The following is a 20,293-nucleotide window of genomic DNA, read 5'->3' as shown; positions in this document are numbered from 1 at the left end:
ATCGCAGTCAGTGCCCCTCCGCGCGGACGCCGAGGAACTTGCCGGTCGGTGCCAGCAGGCCCTCGATCTGGGTCAGCAGCTCGCCCGTGTTCGGATCGAACACGAGGATCGATTCGTTCTCGCCCTGCCAGACGCTAATGTAGACCTTCTCGCCGTCGCGGCTGAACTCGGGGTGGATCGCGGCCGCGGCACCCCACTGGCTACAGTCGATCTCCTGATCGACCTCGAGGGTCTCGGGATCGATGGTATAGACGTAGGCGTCGTCCTCGCTGTCGGTGAGGATGACGTCGGCCCAGACGTAGTCGCTGTTCTCGTGTTTCCGGATGAACAGCCCGGAGCCCCTGACGTCGATCATCTCCTCCGTTTCCCAGGTTTCGGTGTTCCAGACGCCGACGCTCGGCGCACCGGCGTGGGTGGTAAAGGCGAGGTCTTCGTCGGGATACAGTGCGCCCGGGCCGGGGTGGGGAACCCCGTCCATCGGGATCGCGGCGACGTGGCTCCGTTCTTGCGTGTCGATGATGTCCATCTGGTTGTCCGTCTGCGAGGCGATCATGAAGTAGCGACCGTCCTCCGTGAAGAAGCCGTCGTGGAGGGTACGCCCGCACTCGATGGTCGCGACGACCGGGAACTCGTCTTGCGTGTAGTCGATGAGCCACACCTCGCCGCCCTCTTTCAGCCCCGCGAGGAAGAGTCCCTCCTCGGGGACGTCGTACAGCGAGCAGACGCGGCTCCCCAGACTCTCACCGTCCGGGTTGACGGTGTGGGTCGGGATCCGCTTGATCGGCTCCATCGTCTCGGCGTCACAGATGACCAGATGGTTCGGGTTGTAGAACCCGCCGATCACGTAGTCCCCGTCCCGAGAGACGGCGATGTCCCGGGCGTCCGTCCCGGCGTCGGCGACGGCGACCCGCTCGAAATCGAACAGATCGATCTTGTACATCTCACCCTGTCTAGATTGGGTGTAGACGTACGCGCCCTCGCGCGTTTGCTCCGGCAGGTCGGGGTGGAAGTCGTGGACGTGGATCGCCTTCCCGACGTTCTCGACCCGCTCCATGAACTCGTCGTTGACCGTATCGATCATCGCGACCGAGCCGTTGTTGCGCTCGGTGACGACCATGATATCGCGCAGGTCGAGGTCGTGGCTGGGCTCCTGGGCCAGTTCGCTCTCCTCTTTGAGGATTTCGTGGCGCTCCGTCAGCGTCTCCATGTCGGTAAAGTCCACCTCGTCGACGGACTCACCCTCGGGGACGACGTACAGCTGCCCGTTCATCTGGGCGTGGCCGTCCCCGCAGTAGACCGAACACTCGAAGTCGAAGGTCCCCTCCTCGTCGGTCACGAACGTTACCGAATCGATGACTTCGTCGTCCGTACTCTCGGGCAGTTCGACCGGCCCGACGTCGTAGGGGTCCTCGAGGTAGAACGTGTGCATCGCGAAGTCCTCGTTCTCCTCGAAGGTCGACTGCGTGAACTCGATCGTGAGTTCCGTGTTCGGTGGGACCCGGATCTCCTGGGGATCGAACTCGTATTGCTTGGCGGCCAACTGGACGGTTTCGCTCCGCTCGGCCGACGGCGTCTCTCCGTCGGACTCCCCGTCGTCCGACGAGTCATCGTCATCGTCATCGTCGCCGGCACAGCCCGCCAGCGCAGCCGACGCCGCGACGACGCCGCTGGTCTTGATGAACGTCCGGCGGCCCGGACTGGGCAACCCCATTTCGAAACTGAGGTCGTCATCGAACTCCAGGGTCTCCGCGATCTCCCTCGAAGCGCTCAAGTGACGCTTGATTCGTTCCTCGTGTTCCGCAACCGACTCGGCCGGTGACTCGGATCGTGACATACTGGGCACCTCTCCGGTCGAACGTCTGGGACCCACACCTATAACCCGGCAGCAACGTTTCGAGTTCGCGAGAGGTCACGGGAAGATGTTCGTAGCGGGTTTTTTCAGTCGTGAAAGCATGTCGAACTGCCGGCGAAAACCTGCTCCTTACGCCCTCTAAACTCCATTTTGATCGGTAGCGTTCGATTTCGGTTCCCAGCCCGTAGGATTCGTCGGTACAGCCATTTATAAGGTAATAGATAGTTGAGACCATGACGTCTGACAGTTCCGAGTCGAAACCCCGCGGCGATCGAATGACCACCGACTTCTTCGAGGACGTCCTGACCGAGTACCTCGCGGACGGCCGGATCGAGTCGGGCGTCGTCAGACTCCGGCTGGACGACGGGCGAACCCGCCGGTTCGTCGTCGGCGACGACACCGAGTCGATGCACGCCTACGAGTACGTCCGACGGGAACTCGCGGAGGCACAGCGCCTGATCGAGGGCAACGACGATCGGTTCGACCAGCCCGTCGAGTTCTCGGTGCCGGTCCGCGACGAGGACCGACTCCTCACCGAACTCGAGGACGAGGGTGCCGTCACCACCTGGATCAAACCGGACGGGTTCGGCCTCCTGCTCGAGCATCTCCGGGCGATGGCCGACGAACCCGCGCCTGATCCGTCCGACGCGACCGAGTGAGACGACGGCCGATCAGAACAGTTCGACCCGGATCCCGTCGGCCTCGAGGTCGTCGGCGAAGGCCTCGGCATCGGTCTCGATCGGGTCGAACGTGTCGTAGTGTTCGGGCAGGACCAACTCGGGCTCGACGCTCCGGGCGAAGGCGGCGGCCTCGTGGCGATCCATCGTGAAGTGCCCACCGATCGGCGGGACGAACACGTCGGCCGTAACCGACTCGTGATGGGGCAGGAAGTCCGTGTCCGAGGGGAAAAACACCGTCGTCCCCTCGAGGGCAAGCACTACCCCGATCACCTCCCCATCTGCGTGGAACGGCTTCCCGTCCTCGTCGACGTGGTCGCCCGTGGGGTCGTTGTACGCCGGCACCGTCCGCACGTCGATCCCGTCGACGGTCGCCTCGCCCTCGTAGGGCAGGTCGACGACATCGAACGCGAGGTCGTCGGTGTCGATCTCCTCGTAGGCCGCGACGGTCACGTCCGGCCCCGCGACGGCCTCGATCGCGGCCGCGTCGTAGTGGTCCATGTCGTCGTGTGTGACAAAGACCACGTCGCCGTCCGCGGGTTCGCCCGCGAGGACCTCGCCCCACGGATCGACGTAGATCACGGTCCCGTCGTCAGTTTCGATGCGGACGCTCGCGTGGCCGGGTCGCTCGAACTCGAGTCCCTCGTAGGTGACGGTCATCGTGGCTCGAGAGTACGGTGCGGGTCGTCTTATAGACCGGTTCCCACCAGTCTGGAACGACCACTACGGAAACGAACCCGCGGCGCGACGGTCCGAGTACCCGTGACTCATACGTCGAGACGGACGCTGCTGACGGCCGGTGCGAGTACGATCGGGCTCACCCTCGCTGGGTGTCTCACCGACGGTGCCGGTGAACGGACGCCGGACGAACCGATTCCGGCCACTACCGCGACGATGTACAAGGGCCCGAACTGTCGCTGCTGTGATTCGTACGGAGAGCATCTCGACGCGTCCCTCGAGACCGACCTCGAGACCGTCGTCGCGGACGATCTCACGGCGGTGAAAGACGACCGCGGGATCGACGCCGACCTTCGGAGCTGTCACACGGTGGAACTGGACGGCTACCTCGTCGAGGGTCACGTCCCGGCCGCGACCGTCGCCACGCTGCTCGAGGACGAACCCGAGATCGCCGGGATCGCGTTGCCGGGAATGCCGTCGGGGTCACCGGGAATGGGCGGCGAGAAACGCGGCACGTGGCAGGTGTACGAACTCCGTTCCGGCGACGAGCCGGCCGTCTACGCGGAGTTGTGATTCCCGCTCGATCGGCGTCCACGGATTCGAATCGCTGTCGCCGGGCGCGATTATGAACTACGCCGAGACGTTCCAGTTCGCTCGCTACGCTCGCTCACGGGCTGCGACTCGTCTAGTTCAAATCGCTCTGGCCGCTTTGCTCCTCACGAAAGTGTTCGTCGCAAAAGCGGGCCGGGCGCGATTTGAACACGCGACCGTCTGATTAAGAGTCAGACGCTCTGCCGGACTGAGCTACCGGCCCTGTACCTCCGACTTTCCGTCGGTCCTTCAAATACGTTTCCCTTGGTCGGTGCCGTGGCAGTGATCCACGAGCGTACATCCCTCGAGTCGTGCAGGTCGGCTCTCAGGACGTACCACTCTTCGGGAGGGTTAAGTGCGGTGGGTCCGACCACTCGGGCAATGAGTACGGGGGTTACGATTTCGTCCATCTCCGATTACGCTATCTTGGGTTGCGGGAGCGTGGGATACGCCGTGGCGGAGGAACTCGTCGAACAGGGCAAGGACGTGCGGATCATCGACCGCGACGAGAGCCGCGTCGAGTCGCTGCGCGATCAGGACTTAGACGCCCGTCGGGCCGACATCCGCGAGCCCGAGGCCGCGGAACTGGTGGCCGATCGAGACGTGGTCCTCATTCTGGCCTCCGACGTCGAATCGAACAAACGCGCCGTCGAACACATCCGCGCGGCCGACGACAGTCAGTTCGTCGTCGCACGCGCGAGCGACCCCGTCTCCGGCGACGAACTCTCCGAACTCGGGGCCGACATCGTCATCAACCCCTCCTCGGTGATCGCCGAGTCCGCCCTGCGGGCGCTGGAATCGGGCGAACTCGAGTACAACGCGGGCAAGCTGGCGGATCTCGTCGAGGAGACGGCGACGCGGCTGGCGATCGTCACACAGGACAGCCCCGACCCGGACTCGATCGCGTCGGCGGCGGCCCTGCAGGCGATCGCCGACCACCTCGGCATCGAGTCGGACATCATCTATCTGGGTGACGTGGGCCACCAGGAGAACCGCGCGTTCGTCAACCTGCTGGGGATCGATCTGGTCCAGTGGGACGAGATCGAGGACCAATCGGTCTACGACACCGTCGCCCTGGTCGATCACGGCACCGCGGGCGAGATGGAACTGCCCGTCGACATCGTCATCGACCACAACGAGTCCGAATCCGAGTCCGAACCCGAGTTCGTCGACATTCGGCCGAACATGTCCTCGACGTCGACGATCATGACGAAGTACATCCAGGAGTTCGACATGAACGTCTCCGAGGAGGTCGCCACCGCCTTGCTCTACGGCATCCGCGCGGAGACCCTGGATTTCAAACGCGACACCACCCCTGCCGACCTGACCGCCGCGGCCTATCTCTACCCCTTCGCGAACCACGACACCCTAGAACAGGTCGAGTCGCCGTCGATGTCACCCGAAACCTTAGACGTCCTCGCGGAGGCGATCACCAACCGCGACGTTCAGGGGAGTCACCTCATCTCCAACGCCGGCATCGTCCGCGATCGCGAGGCACTGACCCAGGCCGCCAGCCACCTGCTGAACCTCGAGGGCGTGACCACGACCGCGGTCTTCGGGATCGCCGACGAGACGATCTTCCTCGCCGGTCGCTCGAAGGACATCCGCATCAACATCGGGAAGGTACTCGAGGACGCCTACGGCGAGATGGGCGAGACTGCGGGCCACTCGACGCAAGCCAGCGCGGAGATCCCGCTTGGTATCTTCACCGGGATCGAGATCTCGGAGGACACGCGAGATACCCTGCTCGAGCTGACCGAAGAAGCGGTCAAACGGACGCTGTTCGACGCGATGGGCGTCGAGGGCGGCGGGAGCGAAGGCTCGAACGGAAGCTAAGCGCCGCGAAACGGAATCCGATCAGGCCAGCAGTTCGTCTTCTTCCTCGTCCGGTTCGCGAACCCGTTCGACGACGTCGTTGATCAGGATGATGTCGCCGACCGAGCGGACCCAGCGGTAGGGGACGATGATGCCCTGTCCGGTCCGAGCTTCCTCGGCGAACAGTTCGCTGTTCAGGTTCGCAAGCGCGAGGCCGGAGACGGCCTCGCCGTCGATGTTCAGTCGGAGATCCTCGACTTCGCCCACGAAGACGCCGTTGTTCGAGTAGACCTCGCGGCCGACGAGGGAGGTGATCTCTTGGGGTGTGTCGTCCATGTCAGAGTGCATGCGTGGCGGACTCTTAATTCTTGGTCAGACGTGACAGTCACCGTCCGATACTTGTGGCACGTCATGGACTACCGGCGGCGAATCCGCGTCGCGTGTCACGCCGCCCAGACTGCGACCCCGATAGCAAGAGTGAGGGCAACGAGCCCAAGGATTGCATAGTACAGTTCCGACCGCTCTTCCGAGACGGCCCGAAACCGATCCGAGAAGAGTCTGAGCCCGGAAAGGAGTCCGAGACCAAGAAAGCCGACCGTCAACAGTATATTGCCGTTCGAAAACAGACACAGCCAAAGGACCATGAGTAGCGACGAAACGAGGGCGAGTAGATCACTAACAGGACGCTGCGTCATACTTCGAGCGTATGTTTGAGCGACTATAATAGAACCCATTCAATATGATTAATTAATGCCTCTCATCGATGCGCATCGAAACCGACGAATACGGATCGATAGATCGGCAAGGCGAGCGCCGCTGGGAATCCTCCGGTGGCTTATCCCAGGATCGAGTCGATGTCGGCGTGGTCCGACAGCAGCCGCTGCATGCGGTCGACGGTGTCGGCGGTGTGGGTCCGGCCGCTGCGGACGACGTCTTCCGCGCGCTCGACGGTGGTCAGCGTGTCCGTCCGGACCGACAGGATCGGGACGCCCTTTTCCCGGGCTTTCCCGGTGATCGCGCTCGAGGGCCGGTGACCGCCGGTGAGGATGAGACAGCGGACGCCGGGGGCCTCGAGCGCCGCGGTGTGGATCTCGGCTCGATCGCCGCCGGTGATGACGGCGGCGTCTCGCGTCCGGCGGAAGTGTCGCAGGGCGCTGTCGGCCCCCATCGCGCCGACGGTAAAGCGCTCGACGTAGCTCTCGGCCCCGTCCGCGACGAGCGTCTCGGCTCCGAGTTCGTCGGCCAGGTCCGCGACGGTCACGCCCGACAGCTCCCGCTCGCTCGGGAGGACGCCATGGACCGGAATCCCCCGTCCCTCGAGGAACGGGACGACGTCCGTCTCGAGCCCGTCGTAGGCCGCATCGGAGACGCCGTTGAAGACGACGCCGGCGAGCCGATCGCCGAACCGGTCGGCGGCGGCGATGATATCGTCGACGTCCGCGGGGATCTCGTAGGGGGCGACCAGCAGGACGCGGGCGTCGAGCAGTTCCGCCACGTCGGGGTCCGCGAGGTCGACGATGCCGCCGACGTCGTAGCGGCCGCCACCCTCGACGAACATGCGGTCGCGGTCGGCCGCAAGCGTCTCGAACGCCTCTTGGACCCGCTCGCGGAGTTCGTCGGGGTCCTCGCGGCCGCGGATCGCCTGCTCGATGAACGTCGGCGAGTAGACGACCGGCTCGAGGTCGTGGAGTTCGGCCGCCAGCTCGAGCAGGTCGCGGGCGAGCAGCGGGTCCTCGTCTAAGGTCTTCCCGACGTTGCTCTGGAGGCGGGTCCCCTTGGGTTTCATGTAGCCGACGCTGTCGCCCTCGTCGTCCGCCGCGAGACGGGCCAGCGCCAGCGTGATCGCCGTCTTGCCGGCGCTCGCCTCGAGCGAACTGACGAGCAGCGTGTCGGGGTCGCCGCGAACGGCGGTGGTCGCGTCGTCGGTGTCGGTGGTCGTCTCGCTGTCAGCGGTCGTGGGATCGGAGTCTGGATCGGTCATGGGTCTGTCGTGTCGAGATCGTCCGGATCGACCGTGAGCCGCAGGTCGATCGCCTGTACGCCATCGGGGCCCGCCACGAGCGGGTTGATGTCGAGTTCGAGGATCGACGGGAAGTCGGTCACCAGCTGTGAAAGCCGCTGGATCGTCTCGACGACGCCGTCGATATCGGCCGGCTCGCGGCCGCGTGCGCCGCGCAACAGCGGCGCGGCCTGGATCTCGTCGACCATCTCGCGGGCCTCGGCCTCGCCGAACGGGGCGACCCGAACCGACGTGTCCTCGAGGATCTCGACGAAGATACCGCCGAGCCCGAACAGGACGAGCGGACCGAACTGCGGGTCGCGGTTCATCCCGACGATCGTCTCGGTCGACGCCTCGAGATCGAGCATCTCCTGGATCTGGACGCCGACGATCGTCGCGTCGGGCTGGTAGTTTCGCGCCCGTGCGACCACGTCCTCGTAGGTGTCGGCGACGTCCGCGTCGCTGACGCCGACTCTGACGCCGCCGATATCGGATTTGTGGGAGATGTCGGGGCTGACGATCTTCATGACGACATCGCCCTCGATCGATTCGGCGACCTCGCGGGCGCGGTCCGGATCGTCGACGATCTCGCTCCGCGGCGTCGGGATCCCGTAGGCCTCGAGCAACTCCATCGACTCGACGCCGAGGCGGTTGTCGTCGCGGCGTTTCGTCCGGGCGAGGATCTCGTGGGCGCGCTCGCGGTCGACGTCGAACGTCGCCGGCTCGTCGGCCGTCCGCTCGCGGATATCCCGGAACCGCGCGAGCGCGTCGAGTCCAGAGACCGCCCGCGAGGGATCGAAGTAGTTCGGGATCCCCGACTCGCGCAGCGTCGCCTCGGCGTCGCGGGCCCGCTTGCCGCCCATCAGGCACGTGACGACCGGCGTATCGTGGGTCTCGAGCTTCTCGATGACCGTCTCGGCCAGGTCGTCGTAGGAGAGAACAGCGGTCGGCGCGGCGACGACGACCGCGCTACCGACGTTGGGGTCCTCGAGGGCGATCTCCAAGGCCTCGCCGAACCGTTCGACGTCGGCGTCACCGATCGCGTCGATCGGGTTGTAGACGTTGGCCTCGTCGGGCATCGCCGCGGCGAGTCGATCGATCGTCTCGTCGGCAAAGCTGGCCATCTCGAGGGTCGAGTCGCCGACGGCGTCGGTCGTGAGGACGCCGGGGCCGCCGGCGTTGGTGACGACGGCGACGCCGTCGGACTCGGGTTCGGGCAGGCCGGCCAGCGCCCGCGCGGAGTCGAATAGTTCTTGGACCGAGCGAGCCCGGAGGACGCCAGCCTGCTCGAGGCCGGCCTCGTAGGCCCGCTCGCTGCCGGCGATCGCGCCGGTGTGTGAGGAGGCCGCCTGCGCGCCGGCATCGGTGCGGCCGGACTTGACGAGGACGATCGGGGTGTCGGCGGTGACCTCGCGGGCGGCCTCGAGAAAGCCCTGCCCGTCGTCGATGTCCTCTAGATAGCCGATGATGACGTCGGTGTTCGGATCCGACCCCCACTCGCGGACGAAGTCCGTCTCGTCGAGAACGGTCTTGTTGCCCAGCGAGACGACGTCTCGAAAGCCGATCCCCTGTTCGTTGGCCCAGTCCAGCACGGCGGTGATGAACGCCCCGGACTGACTCATAAAGGAGATCGAGCCCTCCCGGGCGTCTTCGGGGCCGAAAGTGGCGTTCATCCCGTTTTCGGTGGCCATGATACCGAGGCTGTTCGGGCCGACGACGTTGAGGTCGTGTTCGGCGGCGATCTCGCGCAGTCGCCGTTCGCGTTCGGCACCCTCGCCGCCCGTCTCCGAGAAGCCGGCCGTGATGACGACGACGTTCTCGGTACCGGCGTCGGCCACGTCCCGAATCGCCTCGATGACGATGTCGGGCGGTACTACGACCACCGCCAGATCGATCGGCGGCGCGCTCGTCGCGTCCTCGTAACACTCGAGTCCGAGAACCGTCTCGCGCGAGGGATTGATCGGAACGACCTCGCCGTCGAACCCGTCTCGCAGGTTCTCGAGGATCGCCCGGCCGACCGCGCCCTCGCGGTCGGTCGCGCCGACCACGGCGACGGTCTCGGGATCGAAGAGTGCGGATAACCGTCCCATCGATTGATGGTTGTCCGGGTAGCGTGTTAAGCATATGGCGTGTTCCCGCCATCCGGTACCGGGCGTCGGAACGCCGCGCTCGAGAGGCGACCCTCACTCGGGGCGGCCGGAACTGGTGGCTCATCGTCGTGGGGTGACCGTCCGACCGCGTAGGCGATCACACTGCCGGCGACGAGTTCGGCGAGTGGGACCGCCAGACGGAGGGTGGTGACCGCGCCGCCGGCCGCGGCGAGTAACGCGACGAGCGCGAGGGTCAGCGGCTCACCCAGTACGTCCGCAACTCGAGTCCAGTAGACGTACCCGGCTGGCCAGAGAACGTAGCCGCCGGCGAACGCGAGGACCGCGCTCGTGAGGACGCCGGTCGATCGACTGCGCATACGAACGTATCGGCGCAGGATCACGTAATTACCGGGGTCGAAGCCGACTCGAGCCCCGGTGACGGACCGTGTTCGGGCCGGTCTCCCGAGTCGGAATCGATGCCGTGTCTCGAGCGGGCGATACATCGAGACCGGCCGGGTCGGTACAGTTATCAGTTCGACATGTCAAATGGGCTTATATCCCTCCGATGTCTCAGCCACGTTCCCGACCGATCGCCGCCATCACCGCATTGCTGGCCGTCCTCAGTTTCGTGACCGCGGTACTGTACGTCGAAACGATCCCGGAAAACCCGCCCGGTGACGGGTTCGCGGCGGGCCTCACCGGACTCTTCGTGCTACTGTGTGTCGCCGTCGGGATCGTCACGCTCGCGGAAGCGGGTCTGTTGTTCCTCGTCGACCGCGTCCGGGAGCCGTCGGAACGGTCGCGACAGTTGCTCACGACCGGGGCCGTCGTCGGGAGCCTCTCGGTCGTCGTGCTGGTCGTCCCCATGCTGATCGCGCACGTGTTCGACGTCTTCGTTCCCGGATACGGGCTCGGGATCGGTCTCCTGCTCGTTCCGATCGGCATCCTCTGTTCCGGCGTCGGCGCGCTCGCACAGCTCGTCGACGAGGTGCGCGCGAAATCCGGTTCGTGAACGGGCTCAGTGCGTCGAGATCGCGGCCGTCGAGCGACTCGAGGCGAAGATTGCGAGCAGGTAGCAGGCGATCGCGACGACGACGATCGAGCCGCCGGTGGGCAGCCCCTGCGAGATCGAGAGGGCGAAGCCGCCGATGACCGCGACCTGTCCGACGAGGATCGACAGGGTCAGCGTCTCGCGGAAGCTGTGGGCGACCTGCGTCGCGGTCGCGACGGGAACGACCAACATTGCGGCGACGAGGATCACGCCGAGGATCTGCATCGCGCCGACGACGACGACGGCCGTCATCACGATCAGTAAGGTGTTGTACCAGGTGACGTTGAGTCGCGCGACGCGGGCGGCCTGCTCGTCGAAGGTGATGAAAAGCAGTTGTTTGTAGGTCGCGACGGTGACGAGGACGACGACGACGCTGATGACGGCCATCAGCCGCGCCCCCGAGGGGGTGACGACCGAGATGTTCCCGAAGAGATAGCCCTCGACGTTGAACCCGGTCATCCCGCGGCCGTAGCTGATGATGAGCGTGCCGACGGCGAAGCTCCCGGTCAGCATGATCGCGATCGGGACGTCACCGTAGGTGTCGGTCCGCTCGGCCAGCCACTGGACGCCCAGCGCCCCGAGGATGCCGACGACCAGTGCGACGAGCATCAGTGAGCCGCTCCAGCCGGTCATCGAACTCACCACGAGCCCGACGGCAACGCCGGCGAACGCAGTATGTGCCAGCGTCTCGCCGATCAGGGCCATCTCGCGGTGGACGAGATAGGTCCCGACAAGCGGCGCGACGACGCCGATCAGGATCCCCGTCGCGATCGAGCGCCACATGAAGGGATGGTAGAAGACGTTCGTCCCCAGGTAGTGATCGAGCCACCAGCCCGCGATCCGGGCCTGCTCGTAGATCACGTCCACGACCGGATACGAACGGAGCGCATCGATCGCCAGTAGGCCGACCATCGCCACCGCCAGAACCGCGGTCAGACCGATCCCGATACGCTCGAGCCGTCGGCGAAGGGAAGAGCGAGTCGACATCGTCAGTGGTGGTGGTGAACGACCTGGCCGCTCGCGCCGTAGGCCTCGGTCAACGCGTCGCTTTCGACGAACGATTCCGTGTCACCGTGGTGGTAGAGTTCGGTGTTGATACAGGCGATCCGGCTCGCCCGGTCGGTGACCACGCCGATGTCGTGTTCGATCAGGATGATCGTGATCCCGTCCTCGTTGAGCGACTCGAGCAGCTGGTAGAAGGCGTCGCGGGACTCGGCGTCGACGCCGACGGTGGGCTCGTCAAGCGCCAGCAGGTCGGCCTCGGAGGCCAGCGCCCGCGCGATGTAGGCCCGCTGGCGCTGGCCGCCCGAGAGCGCGTTGATCTGCCGGTCCGCGAGGTCGGTGATGCCGACCGTCTCGAGGGCGTCGTCGACGGCCGCGTGATCCGCGTCGGTCAGTCGGCCGTGGCCCGCGTGGGCGAACCGGCCCATGGTGACGACCTCGCGGACGGTGACCGGCATCGAGCCGCCGCCGCTGGTCGCCTGCTGGGAGACGTAGCCGATCCGCTCGCCCTCCTCGAACGACGACACCGGCTCGCCGAACAGCTCGATCGAGCCGCTATCGGGGCTGCGCAGCCCGAGCATGAGCTGCAGCAGGGTCGTCTTGCCCGAGCCGTTCGGGCCGATCAGTCCCAGGAAATCGCCCTCCGCGACGGTCAGCGAGACGTCGCGGACGGCCGGCTGCTCGCCGTAGGCGAAGGTCACGTTCTCGAGGTCGACGACGGTCACTGTGCGTCTAATACCTCTCTGAGCGCGGGGAGGTTTATTTCTTCCATTTGCTCGCGGTACCCCCACCCCTCGTCTTCCCACGCCGAGAGGGTCCCCGAGAGGTGACTCAACGGCATCGCGTCGGTCGCCGTGCTGTCCCGCAGCAGCGTCTCGACGAGTTGTGGGTACTCGTCGGTGGGCGCTTCGAACGGATCGTAAAGGATCGTCTCGATCCCCTCGTCGTCGATGAGCGAGATCGTCTCGGAGATCTCCCCAGACGACGGGGTCTCCTGGGGCGAGACGCCGACGGGCGTGTGCAGTTCGAACCCGTATCGATCCTGCAGATAGGTAAAGGAGTCGTGGCCGGCGAAGACGGCGGTCCGACGATCGGCCGACTCGAAGAGATCCTGCAGTCGCTCGTCCAGCGACTCGAGGTCGGCGACGTACGCCGCGGCGTTTTCCTCGTAGGTGTCGGCGTTGTCCGGATCGGCGTCGGCCAGCCCGGTCGCGATCGTGTCGACGATCTCCCCCGCGATGACGGGATCGAGCCAGACGTGGGGGTCGTAGTCGGTCTCGTCGTGATCGTGGCCCTCGTGGTCGTCGCTTTCGGTCTCGTCGTGATCGTTCCCGTCGTGACCCCCGGTGTCGACCTCGTGGCCCCACCTGAGGAGGCGGTCTTCCAGTCCCTCGAGGCCGTCGATCACGGCGACGGTGTCGTAGTCGGCCTCGAGGGTCGCCGCGAGGTCCTGGGCCCACGAGAACTCGGGCGTATCGAGGTAGACGAAGGCCCCGGTGTCGGCGACGTTCCGGGTGAGGTCCCCGCTCGGTTGCCAGCCGTGGCCGGCCTCGCCCGTGCCGACCGGGTTCTCGAAGTCGATCGCGTCGCCGCTTACCCGCTCGGCCCAGTCCCAGAGGGTGAAGAAGGCCGCGTAACCGTCGTCGGTCTCGGCGCTCGCCGGGTCGATATCGTCGAGACAGCCGGCGATCGCACCCGTCGCGACCGCACCGGCTCCCGCTTTCACCAGCGCGCGTCGTGTCAGCTTCATACCCGAACGTCGGTCCGTCGGGGTATAAGAGTTATTATCTCATTGGCCAAAGTTATTAACAAGCGGCGTCGGTGACGACGTCTGTTAACAAATCGTGGTGGAATAGCGGTCTGAGTTACTAGCGTCGAGTTGCGGACGGTGCGAATCGAGGGCGGTGAGCATCGCGTCGGTCAGACGGTCCGCTGTACGTCATTTCCGGTGCCACCGCAAGCCGTGGTCGCGGTCGCACCGGTACATCGGTACAGCGAACCGTCTCACTCGAGCGAGACGGCGAGTTCGACCCCGTCGCGGCGGCGGTAGGCGGGCGGGTGACCCGGTTCGAGATCGCGAACGACCTCGAAGGCGTCGAAGCGGATCACCAGTCGCCCGGAATCGATGGTCGCCCGGAGGACGGGGCCGCGGCTCGTCACGACGACGTAGGGCGGCCCCGCGACGGGACGGGCCCGCAGCTCGTGGCCGGTCGCGTCGACGGCACCGGCGAGAACGCCGGGCAGGGACTCGAGGATGCCGGTCTCCTCGAGCGCCTGGTGGAGCCCGTCGGTGACGGCGTCGGCGTCGGTGGTGCGGGCGGTATCCCAGGGCTCGGCGACCGCGTCGGCACAGGCGTCGATCCCGCTGACGATCGACGCGTGGTCGCGCTGGACGTACCGCCGGGCGGCCCGGACTGGATGGGACACGGGTTGCGGTGGGGCGGGAAGCCACTAATGCGTCTCGACTCCGGTTACGAACGCCAAGCATGACCGTTTGCGTGACGATTCGGCCGGTGACCGTCGAAAAGGAGCCCTGCTATCGTGGCAACAGGGCGTTGCCACGCCCTCCCCAACCGATTCGCTCACTCGCTACGCTCGTTCGCTCATCCCTCGCGCAGTGTCATCGGTCGACCTCGCTAGCGCTTCGGTCGACCGACAGCGCGCGCCACCGCATATGCTCGGTCAGTTCGAAACGAGACGGCGGTCTCTTCCGAACTGTAGCCCAGCCGTCGAGCCTATTCGCGCCGGTCCTCGAGGACGCCGACGTTCAGCGTCCGGACTCGCGAAAGCGCGCCCCGTAGCCGTCGTCGCCACGGTCCCCGGCTGGCCGCGAGTTCGCGCCGGAGCCGCTCGTTCTCCGCGGCGAGGTCGCGGTTTTCGGTCTCGAGGGAGTCGACCCGCGCCTCGAGGTCGTCGACGCGGTCCTCGAGCCGGTAGCGACGGCTGCGCTGGGCCTTTCGATCGTTCCGAAGTTGGTCCCGTTCCCGCCGGAGGGCGGCCAGTCGCGCCTCGAGGCGCTCGCGTTCGCGCCGGCCGTCGTCGACGAACGGCTCGCGCTCGACGTCCTCGGGGATGCCCTCGAGCGACTCGTCCCCGCTCTCGTCGGAGTCGATCTCGATGTGGCCCGAGTGCGTCGCGTTGACGACGGCCCCGACCAGCAGGATCAGCCCGCCGAAGTACAGCCACGTCAGCAGGAGCAGGATCGCGCCGATCGGCCCCGCCGACTCGGAACTGCTCGAGAGGGCGACGTAGACCTGGAAGAGCGACTGGAGGAGCGCCCAGCCGACCGCGGCGACGACGACGCCCGGCAGCACCTGCCGGACGGAGAGGTCGGCGTCGGGAAAGCGGTAGTACATCGGCAGGAACGCGAGCGTCAGCCCGACGACGAGCAACAGCGGGTTCAACAGCCCGAGGAAGGGGATCGTCGGGAAGACGGCGAAGGCGATGGTCGTCAGGGCCGCGGCGACCAGCGCGATCCCGACCGCGCCGAAGACGACGGCCCCGTCCTGGAGCTGATCGACCAGCGAGTTCTCGTCGGTCGTCGCGTAGATCTCCGAGAAGGCGGTGTCCAGCCCGCGGAAGATCTTCAGCGACCCCCACAGGAGCGCGACGAGTCCGATGATCGACGTCCCGACGCTGCCGGTGTCGCCCTCGATCCCCTGCTCGAGCATCACCTGTCCGCTCTCGGGGAGAAAGCCCTCGGTGATCGACGACACCTGCTGGGCCAGCGCCTCGTCCCCGACGAAGGCGACGAGGAAGAACACGAGGACGAGCAACGGGATCAGCGAGATGAATGCCTGATACGCGATACCGGCGGCCATGAACGTCACGTTCTTCTCGCTGATCCCCGTCACGACCGACTTCGCGAACGGGACCGCACCGCGGACGTTGATACCCATACTCGTTGTCCGACGCAAACTCGGATACCACTCCGGCTTGCAACCACACGGCGCCGGCGCTCACTCCGCCTCGAGCAGCGCGGCGACCTCGGCGCGGGTCGGCAACGCCGTCATCCCACCGGCAGCGGTAGTCGCCCGCGCCCCGACCGCGTTCGCGACGGTTACCGCGGCCTCGAGGTCGTCGCCGTCTCGCAGGGCGGCGATCGCGCCGGCGACGAAGGCGTCGCCCGCACCCGTGGTGTCGACCGTCTCGACTGCGAATCCCGGATGCTCGACCGTCGCCGCCGGCCACGGTGCGTCCGCGCTCGCGACGGCGACAGCCCCCGCCGCGCCCCGGGTGACGACCGCCGTGTGGACCGGCCCCCGCTCGACCGCCGCCCGCGCGATCGCCATCGGGGAGTCGCCGTCGAACCCCAGCGCCGCCAGTTCCGGCCCCGTCGCGAGACAGACGTCGACGTAAGCGAGCGCGTCGCCGACCACGGTCGCGAACGTCTCTTCGTCGGACCACAGTTCGGACCGCAGGTTCGGATCGAACGAGACGGTACAGTCGGCGGCCGCGGCCCGTTCGAGCAAGTCCAGCGTCGCCTCACGCGCGGAACCGCTCGAGAGGGTCACGCCGCCGGCGTGGACCCACTCGCAGTCCGAAAGCGTCGCATCGTCGACCCGCCCGGGCTCGAGGCGGGTGTCCGCGGTCCCGTCCCGGTAGAAGGTAAACTCGCGGTCGCCGGTCTCGTCGTGGGTCACGAACGCGAGGGTCGTCTTCGCCCCGGAGTCCCGCTCGACGAACCGGTCGGGAATCCCGAGGTCGACCAGCGTCCGCTCGAGATACCGGCCGAACGGATCCGCCCCGACCCGGGTCCAGAACAGCGGCGGCTCCTCGAGGCGGGCGAGCGCGACGGCGACGTTCGCCGGCGCACCGCCGGGTCGGCGCTCGAAGCCGGCAACGTCCTTGAGCGACCCCGCCCGTTCGGGGACGAAATCGATGAGCGTCTCGCCGGCGACGAGTACGTCGTGGGGCATGCCCGCGTCTTCATCCGCAGTGGGGTAATTCCTTCGCCGTTCGTCGGCGGGATCGGGATAGTTATATATGCCAATGATTTCGACTCGTAGTCATTAGTATGGAACGCACTCACCGACGGAAACTACTCGCGACGACCGGCACGGGACTCGCAGCGCTCGGTGCCGGGTGTCTCGGCGGGTTCGGCGGCGAAGACGACGAGAGCGACGACGCCGAGTCGCCGACCGAGGACGGCGACTCGACTGGGACCGCGACGCCGCTCGAGCGATGGGTTCCGACGTCGGGAAGCGAGGAACTGCTGTTTCACTACCGCGATCTCACCGCGCTCGAGACCCACGAGGACGCCCTGCAGCCGTCCGTGATCGAGGCCGTACCGACGCTACCGGACGGCGATAGCGCCGCGGTGGTCGAAGACGCCGCCGACGGGACGGACGCGATCGACTCCGTCCTCCGGTTCGGCTCGGAGGGCGTCGTCGGCAACGTCGTCGTCAGCGGCTCGTTCGACCCCGACGCGCTCGAGACGGACGGCGACTCGTCGGTCGGCGCGTTCGAGACCTTCGGGCGCGACGATGTCTCGGTCGCCGTCTCCGAGGAGACGATCGTCGTGAGCCCGGCCGACGGCGCGGACCTCGAGGCGATCCTCGCGGCCGGTATCGAGGGGACCGATCGGCGGGTCGATTCGCACGGGAACTTCGCGCAGTTGACCGACCGACTCGGAGACAGCACGTTCCTGTGGGGCGAATACGAGGGAAGCGACGATGGTGTCGGAGCCGCCTTCTCGTGGGAACTCGGTGCCGAGAGGGCGACGTATTCGGGAATCGCCGTCTATGCCGACGCCGACGGGACGGACGAGTTCGAGGACGCGATGGCGGATCGGTCCGCCGACCTGACGGTCGAAACGGACGGCGACGTCGGTGTCGCGACGAGAACCGTTCCGATCGAGGAGTACGAGTATCGAGACCTGTTCGCCGAGCGCGGAAGCCAGTCGACGGAGCCGTACGCGGGGGTGAGCCTCGATACCGACCGGAAGCCGAACGCGGTCGTCGTGATCTATCACTCGAGCGGCACCGCCGATCGGGTCGAGGTGCGCGACGAGAGCGGGGTTCGCGTCGAGTTGACCGAGGTCGGCCAGGCCGAGACGATCGAGTACGAGTCCGGGACGTCGGCGACGATTACCGTCGTTGCAGTCAGCGGCGGCGAAGAGAGCGTCCTCGTGACTGAAACCGTCTCGTTCTGAGGGGCGGCGGGAGCTTGCGGGACGGGGACGGAGCGGACAGCGATCGATAGCGGTCGGTCGACTACAGCACGATGCTCTTCTCGCGCATCATCGCGTGGATCGAGGCGTCGAGTCCCTCGCGGCCGATCCCCGAGTCCTTGTTGCCGCCGAAGGGCACGTCCCCCAGCCCGTGGCTCGGCGCACCGTTGATTCGGACCGCGCCGGCGTCGATACGCTCGGCCATCCGCATCGCGCGCTTGTAGTCGTTGGTGAAGACCGCGGCGTCGAGTGCGAGATCGGAACCGTTCGCGATCTCGAGGGCCTCGGCCTCGTCCTCGAAGGTGGTGATCGCGGCGATGGGGCCGAACTGTTCCTCGTCGACGATGCGGGCGTCGTGGGGCACGTTCGCCAGCAGCGTCGGCTCGAAGAACTGGTCGGCGAGTTCGTCCGGGACGCCCTCGGGAGCGCGACGGCTTCCCCCGCGGACGATCTCCGCGCCCTTTTCGACGGCGTCCTCGACGAGTTCCGCGACCCAGTCAGCTTGGTCCTCGCTGATGAGCGGGCCGACGGCGGTGTCCTCGTCGAAGAGGTCGCCGGCCTGCCAGGCGTCCATCTGGCCGTCGATCAGGTCGACGAGGTCGTCGTGGACCGACTCGTGGGCCAGGACACGGGAGATCGCCGAGCAGCGCTGGCCGGCGTACTTGAACGAGCCCTTGGCGCAGTCCCCCGCCACGTCGGTCAGGTCGGCGTCATCGAAGACGATCGCCGGGGCGTTGCCGCCCAGTTCCATGTGGAGGTTGACCATCCCGCTCTCGCGGGCGACGTGTTTGCCCGCGCCCGAGGAGCCGGTCATCGCGATCGCGTTGACGCGGTCGTCGCCGGCCAGCAGGTCGCCGATCTCGCTCGCCTCGCCGGGGACGAAGTTGAACGCGCCGTCGGGGATCCCGTCGACGTCGGCGATGACGTCGGCGAGGATCGCGGCCGAGACCGGCGTCTTGCTCGCGGGCTTGAGCAGGACGCTGTTGCCGGCTGCGATCGCGGGCGCGACCTGCAAGGCCGTCGTCGCCAGCGGATAGTTGTAGGGGGTGATACACAGCACCGTACCGATCGGTTCGTGTTTGACGATCGCCTGCCAGCCCTCGTGGCCCGCCGTCGAGCCCTCGCGGTACTCGCCCTTACTGACGATGGTGCGTGCCTCCTCGGCCGCCCGGTCGAACCGCTCGGCCGCCTGCCCGACCTCGCCGCGGGCCGACGAGATCGGCTTGCCCGCCTCGCGGACGATCACTTCTGCGAGTTCCTCCTCGCGCTCGCGGAGCCGGTCGGCGATCGTCTCGCACCACTCGGCGCGCTCGACGACGGTCGTCTCCCGCATGCGCGGTTTGATCTCGTGGGCGGCCTCGAGTGCGGTGCGCACGTGGTCCGGCCCCGCGGCAGCTACCTGTGCGAAGGCCCCGCCGTCGGCGAGGTCCGAGACCGACAGTGCGTTCTCGGTTTCGATCCACTCGCCGTCGACGTAGAGCCGCTCCCGCCGCTGTGCGATTCCGGTTGCCATACGCGTCCCTTCGCCCTCCCCACTGAAAATGTTTACTCAGGCTCGAAAAAATAGAGATTCGCTTGACGGTGTCGTTCGATGATACGTTTCGTAGCTACTGAGGGAACCGTAGTGCCCTAATCAAAAACAGATCTTTAGGTATACCAAAGAAATGTTTTCTCAAGGGAAGTCTTTAAGTGGAACGCGTCCGTACTTGGGAGTAGGATGAGTACCCAAAAGACCGTTCGCCAGTCGGCCGACACCGTCGAGGAGAACGAGCTTCGCCTCGAGCAGGAGAAGGCCGAACAGATCGTCGACGCACTGAACACGGAACTGGCTAACGCCTACGTCCTCTACCACCAGCTCAAAAAGCACCACTGGACCGTCGAAGGCGCGGAGTTCCTCCCGCTCCACGAGTTCCTCGAGGAGGCCTACGAACACGTCGAGGAGGGTGCGGACATCATCGCCGAGCGCGCGCAGGCGCTTGGCGGCGTCCCCGTCTCCGGGCCGGCGAACCAGGAGGAGCGCGCCACCGTCGAGTTCGAGGGCGAGGACGTCTACGACGTCCGCACGATGTTCGAGAACGACCTCGAGATGTACGGCGACATCATCGAGTCGATGCGCGATAGCATCGAACTCGCGGAGAACCTCGGCGACCACGCCACCGCCGAGATCCTCCGGGAGATCCTCGTCGACCTCGAGGAGGACGGCCACCACTTCGAACACTACCTCGAAGACGATACGCTGGTCCTCGAGGAAGCGACACACTGACGACGGCTCCGACGCGGCGGCGGCTATCGGACCGGGAACCGCGTTTTTTCCAACGACGAAGAACGGAGAGCAGTCAGTAGTCGATACCGATCGTCGGTCCCGA

Annotated in this window: 19 protein-coding genes and 1 tRNA gene; 6 read left to right on the top strand and 14 right to left on the bottom strand. The window is 66.5% G+C overall.

Annotated features, from left to right (window positions below; translation table 11 throughout):
• Nucleotides 1-7: 7 nt before the first annotated feature.
• Complete coding sequence (locus tag ACSBP4_RS13730; RefSeq protein ID WP_049964323.1) at nucleotides 8-1,834, bottom strand: cytochrome D1 domain-containing protein; 1,827 nt, start codon at nucleotides 1,832-1,834, stop codon at nucleotides 8-10.
• Between the two features lie 251 nt (nucleotides 1,835-2,085).
• On the opposite strand from ACSBP4_RS13730, the gene ACSBP4_RS13725 reads away from it, so the two are divergent.
• Nucleotides 2,086-2,511 (top strand): hypothetical protein, encoded by a 426-nt coding sequence (locus ACSBP4_RS13725; RefSeq protein WP_211249077.1) that lies wholly within the window; start codon nucleotides 2,086-2,088, stop codon nucleotides 2,509-2,511.
• 12 nt (nucleotides 2,512-2,523) lie between these two features.
• On the opposite strand, the gene ACSBP4_RS13720 is transcribed toward ACSBP4_RS13725, so the two are convergent.
• On the bottom strand, nucleotides 2,524-3,189 hold the full coding sequence (locus ACSBP4_RS13720; protein ID WP_049964322.1) for an MBL fold metallo-hydrolase: 666 nt from the start codon (nucleotides 3,187-3,189) through the stop codon (nucleotides 2,524-2,526).
• A gap of 102 nt (nucleotides 3,190-3,291) precedes the next feature.
• Here ACSBP4_RS13720 and ACSBP4_RS13715 point away from each other — a divergent pair, with 102 nt between their 5' ends.
• Nucleotides 3,292-3,780, top strand: coding sequence for a DUF411 domain-containing protein (locus tag ACSBP4_RS13715; protein WP_049964321.1), 489 nt, complete (start codon nucleotides 3,292-3,294; stop codon nucleotides 3,778-3,780).
• 167 nt (nucleotides 3,781-3,947) lie between these two features.
• On the opposite strand, the gene ACSBP4_RS13710 is transcribed toward ACSBP4_RS13715, so the two are convergent.
• A tRNA-Lys gene (locus ACSBP4_RS13710) sits at nucleotides 3,948-4,021 on the bottom strand.
• A 158-nt stretch (nucleotides 4,022-4,179) separates the two neighbouring features.
• Between ACSBP4_RS13710 and ACSBP4_RS13705 the strand changes: the two genes are divergently transcribed.
• Complete coding sequence (locus ACSBP4_RS13705) at nucleotides 4,180-5,634, top strand: DHH family phosphoesterase (RefSeq protein WP_006648818.1); 1,455 nt, start codon at nucleotides 4,180-4,182, stop codon at nucleotides 5,632-5,634.
• Nucleotides 5,635-5,655: 21 nt separating this feature from the next.
• Here the strand turns inward: ACSBP4_RS13705 and ACSBP4_RS13700 are convergent, their stop codons facing one another.
• The 4 genes from ACSBP4_RS13700 to ACSBP4_RS13685 all read right to left on the bottom strand — a co-directional run bounded on the left by ACSBP4_RS13700 (nucleotide 5,656) and on the right by ACSBP4_RS13685 (nucleotide 10,079).
• Complete coding sequence (locus ACSBP4_RS13700; RefSeq protein ID WP_006181638.1) at nucleotides 5,656-5,949, bottom strand: PRC-barrel domain-containing protein; 294 nt, start codon at nucleotides 5,947-5,949, stop codon at nucleotides 5,656-5,658.
• Nucleotides 5,950-6,448: 499 nt separating this feature from the next.
• Complete coding sequence (locus tag ACSBP4_RS13695; RefSeq protein ID WP_435552536.1) at nucleotides 6,449-7,594, bottom strand: phosphotransacetylase family protein; 1,146 nt, start codon at nucleotides 7,592-7,594, stop codon at nucleotides 6,449-6,451.
• Entirely contained in the window at nucleotides 7,591-9,702 is a 2,112-nt protein-coding gene (locus ACSBP4_RS13690) for an acetate--CoA ligase family protein (protein ID WP_435552535.1), read from the bottom strand. The genes ACSBP4_RS13695 and ACSBP4_RS13690 overlap by 4 nt, the downstream gene beginning before the upstream one ends.
• Before the next feature lie 26 nt (nucleotides 9,703-9,728).
• Complete coding sequence (locus ACSBP4_RS13685; protein ID WP_233274294.1) at nucleotides 9,729-10,079, bottom strand: hypothetical protein; 351 nt, start codon at nucleotides 10,077-10,079, stop codon at nucleotides 9,729-9,731.
• Between the two features lie 188 nt (nucleotides 10,080-10,267).
• On the opposite strand from ACSBP4_RS13685, the gene ACSBP4_RS13680 reads away from it, so the two are divergent.
• On the top strand, nucleotides 10,268-10,714 hold the full coding sequence (locus ACSBP4_RS13680; RefSeq protein ID WP_435552534.1) for a hypothetical protein: 447 nt from the start codon (nucleotides 10,268-10,270) through the stop codon (nucleotides 10,712-10,714).
• A 6-nt stretch (nucleotides 10,715-10,720) separates the two neighbouring features.
• Here the strand turns inward: ACSBP4_RS13680 and ACSBP4_RS13675 are convergent, their stop codons facing one another.
• From ACSBP4_RS13675 to ACSBP4_RS13650, 6 genes are all read right to left on the bottom strand, one after another.
• Nucleotides 10,721-11,740 carry a metal ABC transporter permease gene (locus ACSBP4_RS13675; protein WP_435552533.1) on the bottom strand — a complete coding sequence of 340 codons (1,020 nt, stop codon included), beginning with the start codon at nucleotides 11,738-11,740 and terminating at the stop codon, nucleotides 10,721-10,723.
• A 2-nt stretch (nucleotides 11,741-11,742) separates the two neighbouring features.
• A complete protein-coding gene (locus ACSBP4_RS13670; protein WP_006648811.1) occupies nucleotides 11,743-12,480 on the bottom strand; it encodes a metal ABC transporter ATP-binding protein in 738 nt (245 codons plus the stop codon).
• A complete protein-coding gene (locus ACSBP4_RS13665) occupies nucleotides 12,477-13,505 on the bottom strand; it encodes a metal ABC transporter substrate-binding protein (protein ID WP_435552532.1) in 1,029 nt (342 codons plus the stop codon). The genes ACSBP4_RS13670 and ACSBP4_RS13665 overlap by 4 nt, the downstream gene beginning before the upstream one ends.
• Nucleotides 13,506-13,759: 254 nt before the next feature.
• A complete protein-coding gene (locus tag ACSBP4_RS13660) occupies nucleotides 13,760-14,182 on the bottom strand; it encodes a hypothetical protein (RefSeq protein WP_435552531.1) in 423 nt (140 codons plus the stop codon).
• 308 nt (nucleotides 14,183-14,490) lie between these two features.
• Complete coding sequence (locus ACSBP4_RS13655) at nucleotides 14,491-15,654, bottom strand: YhjD/YihY/BrkB family envelope integrity protein (RefSeq protein ID WP_435552530.1); 1,164 nt, start codon at nucleotides 15,652-15,654, stop codon at nucleotides 14,491-14,493.
• A gap of 60 nt (nucleotides 15,655-15,714) precedes the next feature.
• On the bottom strand, nucleotides 15,715-16,674 hold the full coding sequence (locus tag ACSBP4_RS13650; protein ID WP_435552529.1) for a carbohydrate kinase family protein: 960 nt from the start codon (nucleotides 16,672-16,674) through the stop codon (nucleotides 15,715-15,717).
• A 98-nt stretch (nucleotides 16,675-16,772) separates the two neighbouring features.
• Here ACSBP4_RS13650 and ACSBP4_RS13645 point away from each other — a divergent pair, with 98 nt between their 5' ends.
• Nucleotides 16,773-17,909, top strand: a complete 1,137-nt coding sequence (locus tag ACSBP4_RS13645; protein ID WP_435552528.1) for a hypothetical protein — start codon at nucleotides 16,773-16,775, stop codon at nucleotides 17,907-17,909.
• 61 nt (nucleotides 17,910-17,970) lie between these two features.
• On the opposite strand, the gene ACSBP4_RS13640 is transcribed toward ACSBP4_RS13645, so the two are convergent.
• Nucleotides 17,971-19,440, bottom strand: a complete 1,470-nt coding sequence (locus ACSBP4_RS13640; RefSeq protein ID WP_435552527.1) for an aldehyde dehydrogenase family protein — start codon at nucleotides 19,438-19,440, stop codon at nucleotides 17,971-17,973.
• Nucleotides 19,441-19,644: 204 nt separating this feature from the next.
• On the opposite strand from ACSBP4_RS13640, the gene dpsA reads away from it, so the two are divergent.
• The gene (gene dpsA / locus ACSBP4_RS13635; protein WP_006181623.1) at nucleotides 19,645-20,190 is read left to right on the top strand and encodes a DNA starvation/stationary phase protection protein DpsA; all 546 of its coding nucleotides are present in this window, start codon (nucleotides 19,645-19,647) and stop codon (nucleotides 20,188-20,190) included.
• The last annotated feature ends 103 nt before the right edge of the window (nucleotides 20,191-20,293 follow it).

This window comes from Natrinema sp. CGMCC1.2065 (assembly GCF_051225675.1).
Classification (GTDB): domain Archaea; phylum Halobacteriota; class Halobacteria; order Halobacteriales; family Natrialbaceae; genus Natrinema; species Natrinema thermotolerans.
This window is presented reverse-complemented; position numbering and strand designations above follow the sequence as displayed.

What these genes read in the sequence shown, in the direction of transcription:
- ACSBP4_RS13700 (WP_006181638.1), bottom strand. Translation starts at nt 5,949, where the DNA reads ATGGACGACACACCCCAAGAGATCACCTCCCTCGTCGGCCGCGAGGTC.
- ACSBP4_RS13705 (WP_006648818.1), top strand. Translation starts at nt 4,180, where the DNA reads ATGAGTACGGGGGTTACGATTTCGTCCATCTCCGATTACGCTATCTTG.
- ACSBP4_RS13655 (WP_435552530.1), bottom strand. Translation starts at nt 15,654, where the DNA reads ATGGGTATCAACGTCCGCGGTGCGGTCCCGTTCGCGAAGTCGGTCGTG.
- ACSBP4_RS13665 (WP_435552532.1), bottom strand. Translation starts at nt 13,505, where the DNA reads ATGAAGCTGACACGACGCGCGCTGGTGAAAGCGGGAGCCGGTGCGGTC.
- ACSBP4_RS13645 (WP_435552528.1), top strand. Translation starts at nt 16,773, where the DNA reads ATGGAACGCACTCACCGACGGAAACTACTCGCGACGACCGGCACGGGA.
- dpsA (WP_006181623.1), top strand. Translation starts at nt 19,645, where the DNA reads ATGAGTACCCAAAAGACCGTTCGCCAGTCGGCCGACACCGTCGAGGAG.
- ACSBP4_RS13680 (WP_435552534.1), top strand. Translation starts at nt 10,268, where the DNA reads ATGTCTCAGCCACGTTCCCGACCGATCGCCGCCATCACCGCATTGCTG.
- ACSBP4_RS13720 (WP_049964322.1), bottom strand. Translation starts at nt 3,189, where the DNA reads ATGACCGTCACCTACGAGGGACTCGAGTTCGAGCGACCCGGCCACGCG.
- ACSBP4_RS13730 (WP_049964323.1), bottom strand. Translation starts at nt 1,834, where the DNA reads ATGTCACGATCCGAGTCACCGGCCGAGTCGGTTGCGGAACACGAGGAA.
- ACSBP4_RS13695 (WP_435552536.1), bottom strand. Translation starts at nt 7,594, where the DNA reads ATGACCGATCCAGACTCCGATCCCACGACCGCTGACAGCGAGACGACC.
- ACSBP4_RS13640 (WP_435552527.1), bottom strand. Translation starts at nt 19,440, where the DNA reads ATGGCAACCGGAATCGCACAGCGGCGGGAGCGGCTCTACGTCGACGGC.
- ACSBP4_RS13650 (WP_435552529.1), bottom strand. Translation starts at nt 16,674, where the DNA reads ATGCCCCACGACGTACTCGTCGCCGGCGAGACGCTCATCGATTTCGTC.
- ACSBP4_RS13725 (WP_211249077.1), top strand. Translation starts at nt 2,086, where the DNA reads ATGACGTCTGACAGTTCCGAGTCGAAACCCCGCGGCGATCGAATGACC.
- ACSBP4_RS13690 (WP_435552535.1), bottom strand. Translation starts at nt 9,702, where the DNA reads ATGGGACGGTTATCCGCACTCTTCGATCCCGAGACCGTCGCCGTGGTC.
- ACSBP4_RS13685 (WP_233274294.1), bottom strand. Translation starts at nt 10,079, where the DNA reads ATGCGCAGTCGATCGACCGGCGTCCTCACGAGCGCGGTCCTCGCGTTC.
- ACSBP4_RS13675 (WP_435552533.1), bottom strand. Translation starts at nt 11,740, where the DNA reads ATGTCGACTCGCTCTTCCCTTCGCCGACGGCTCGAGCGTATCGGGATC.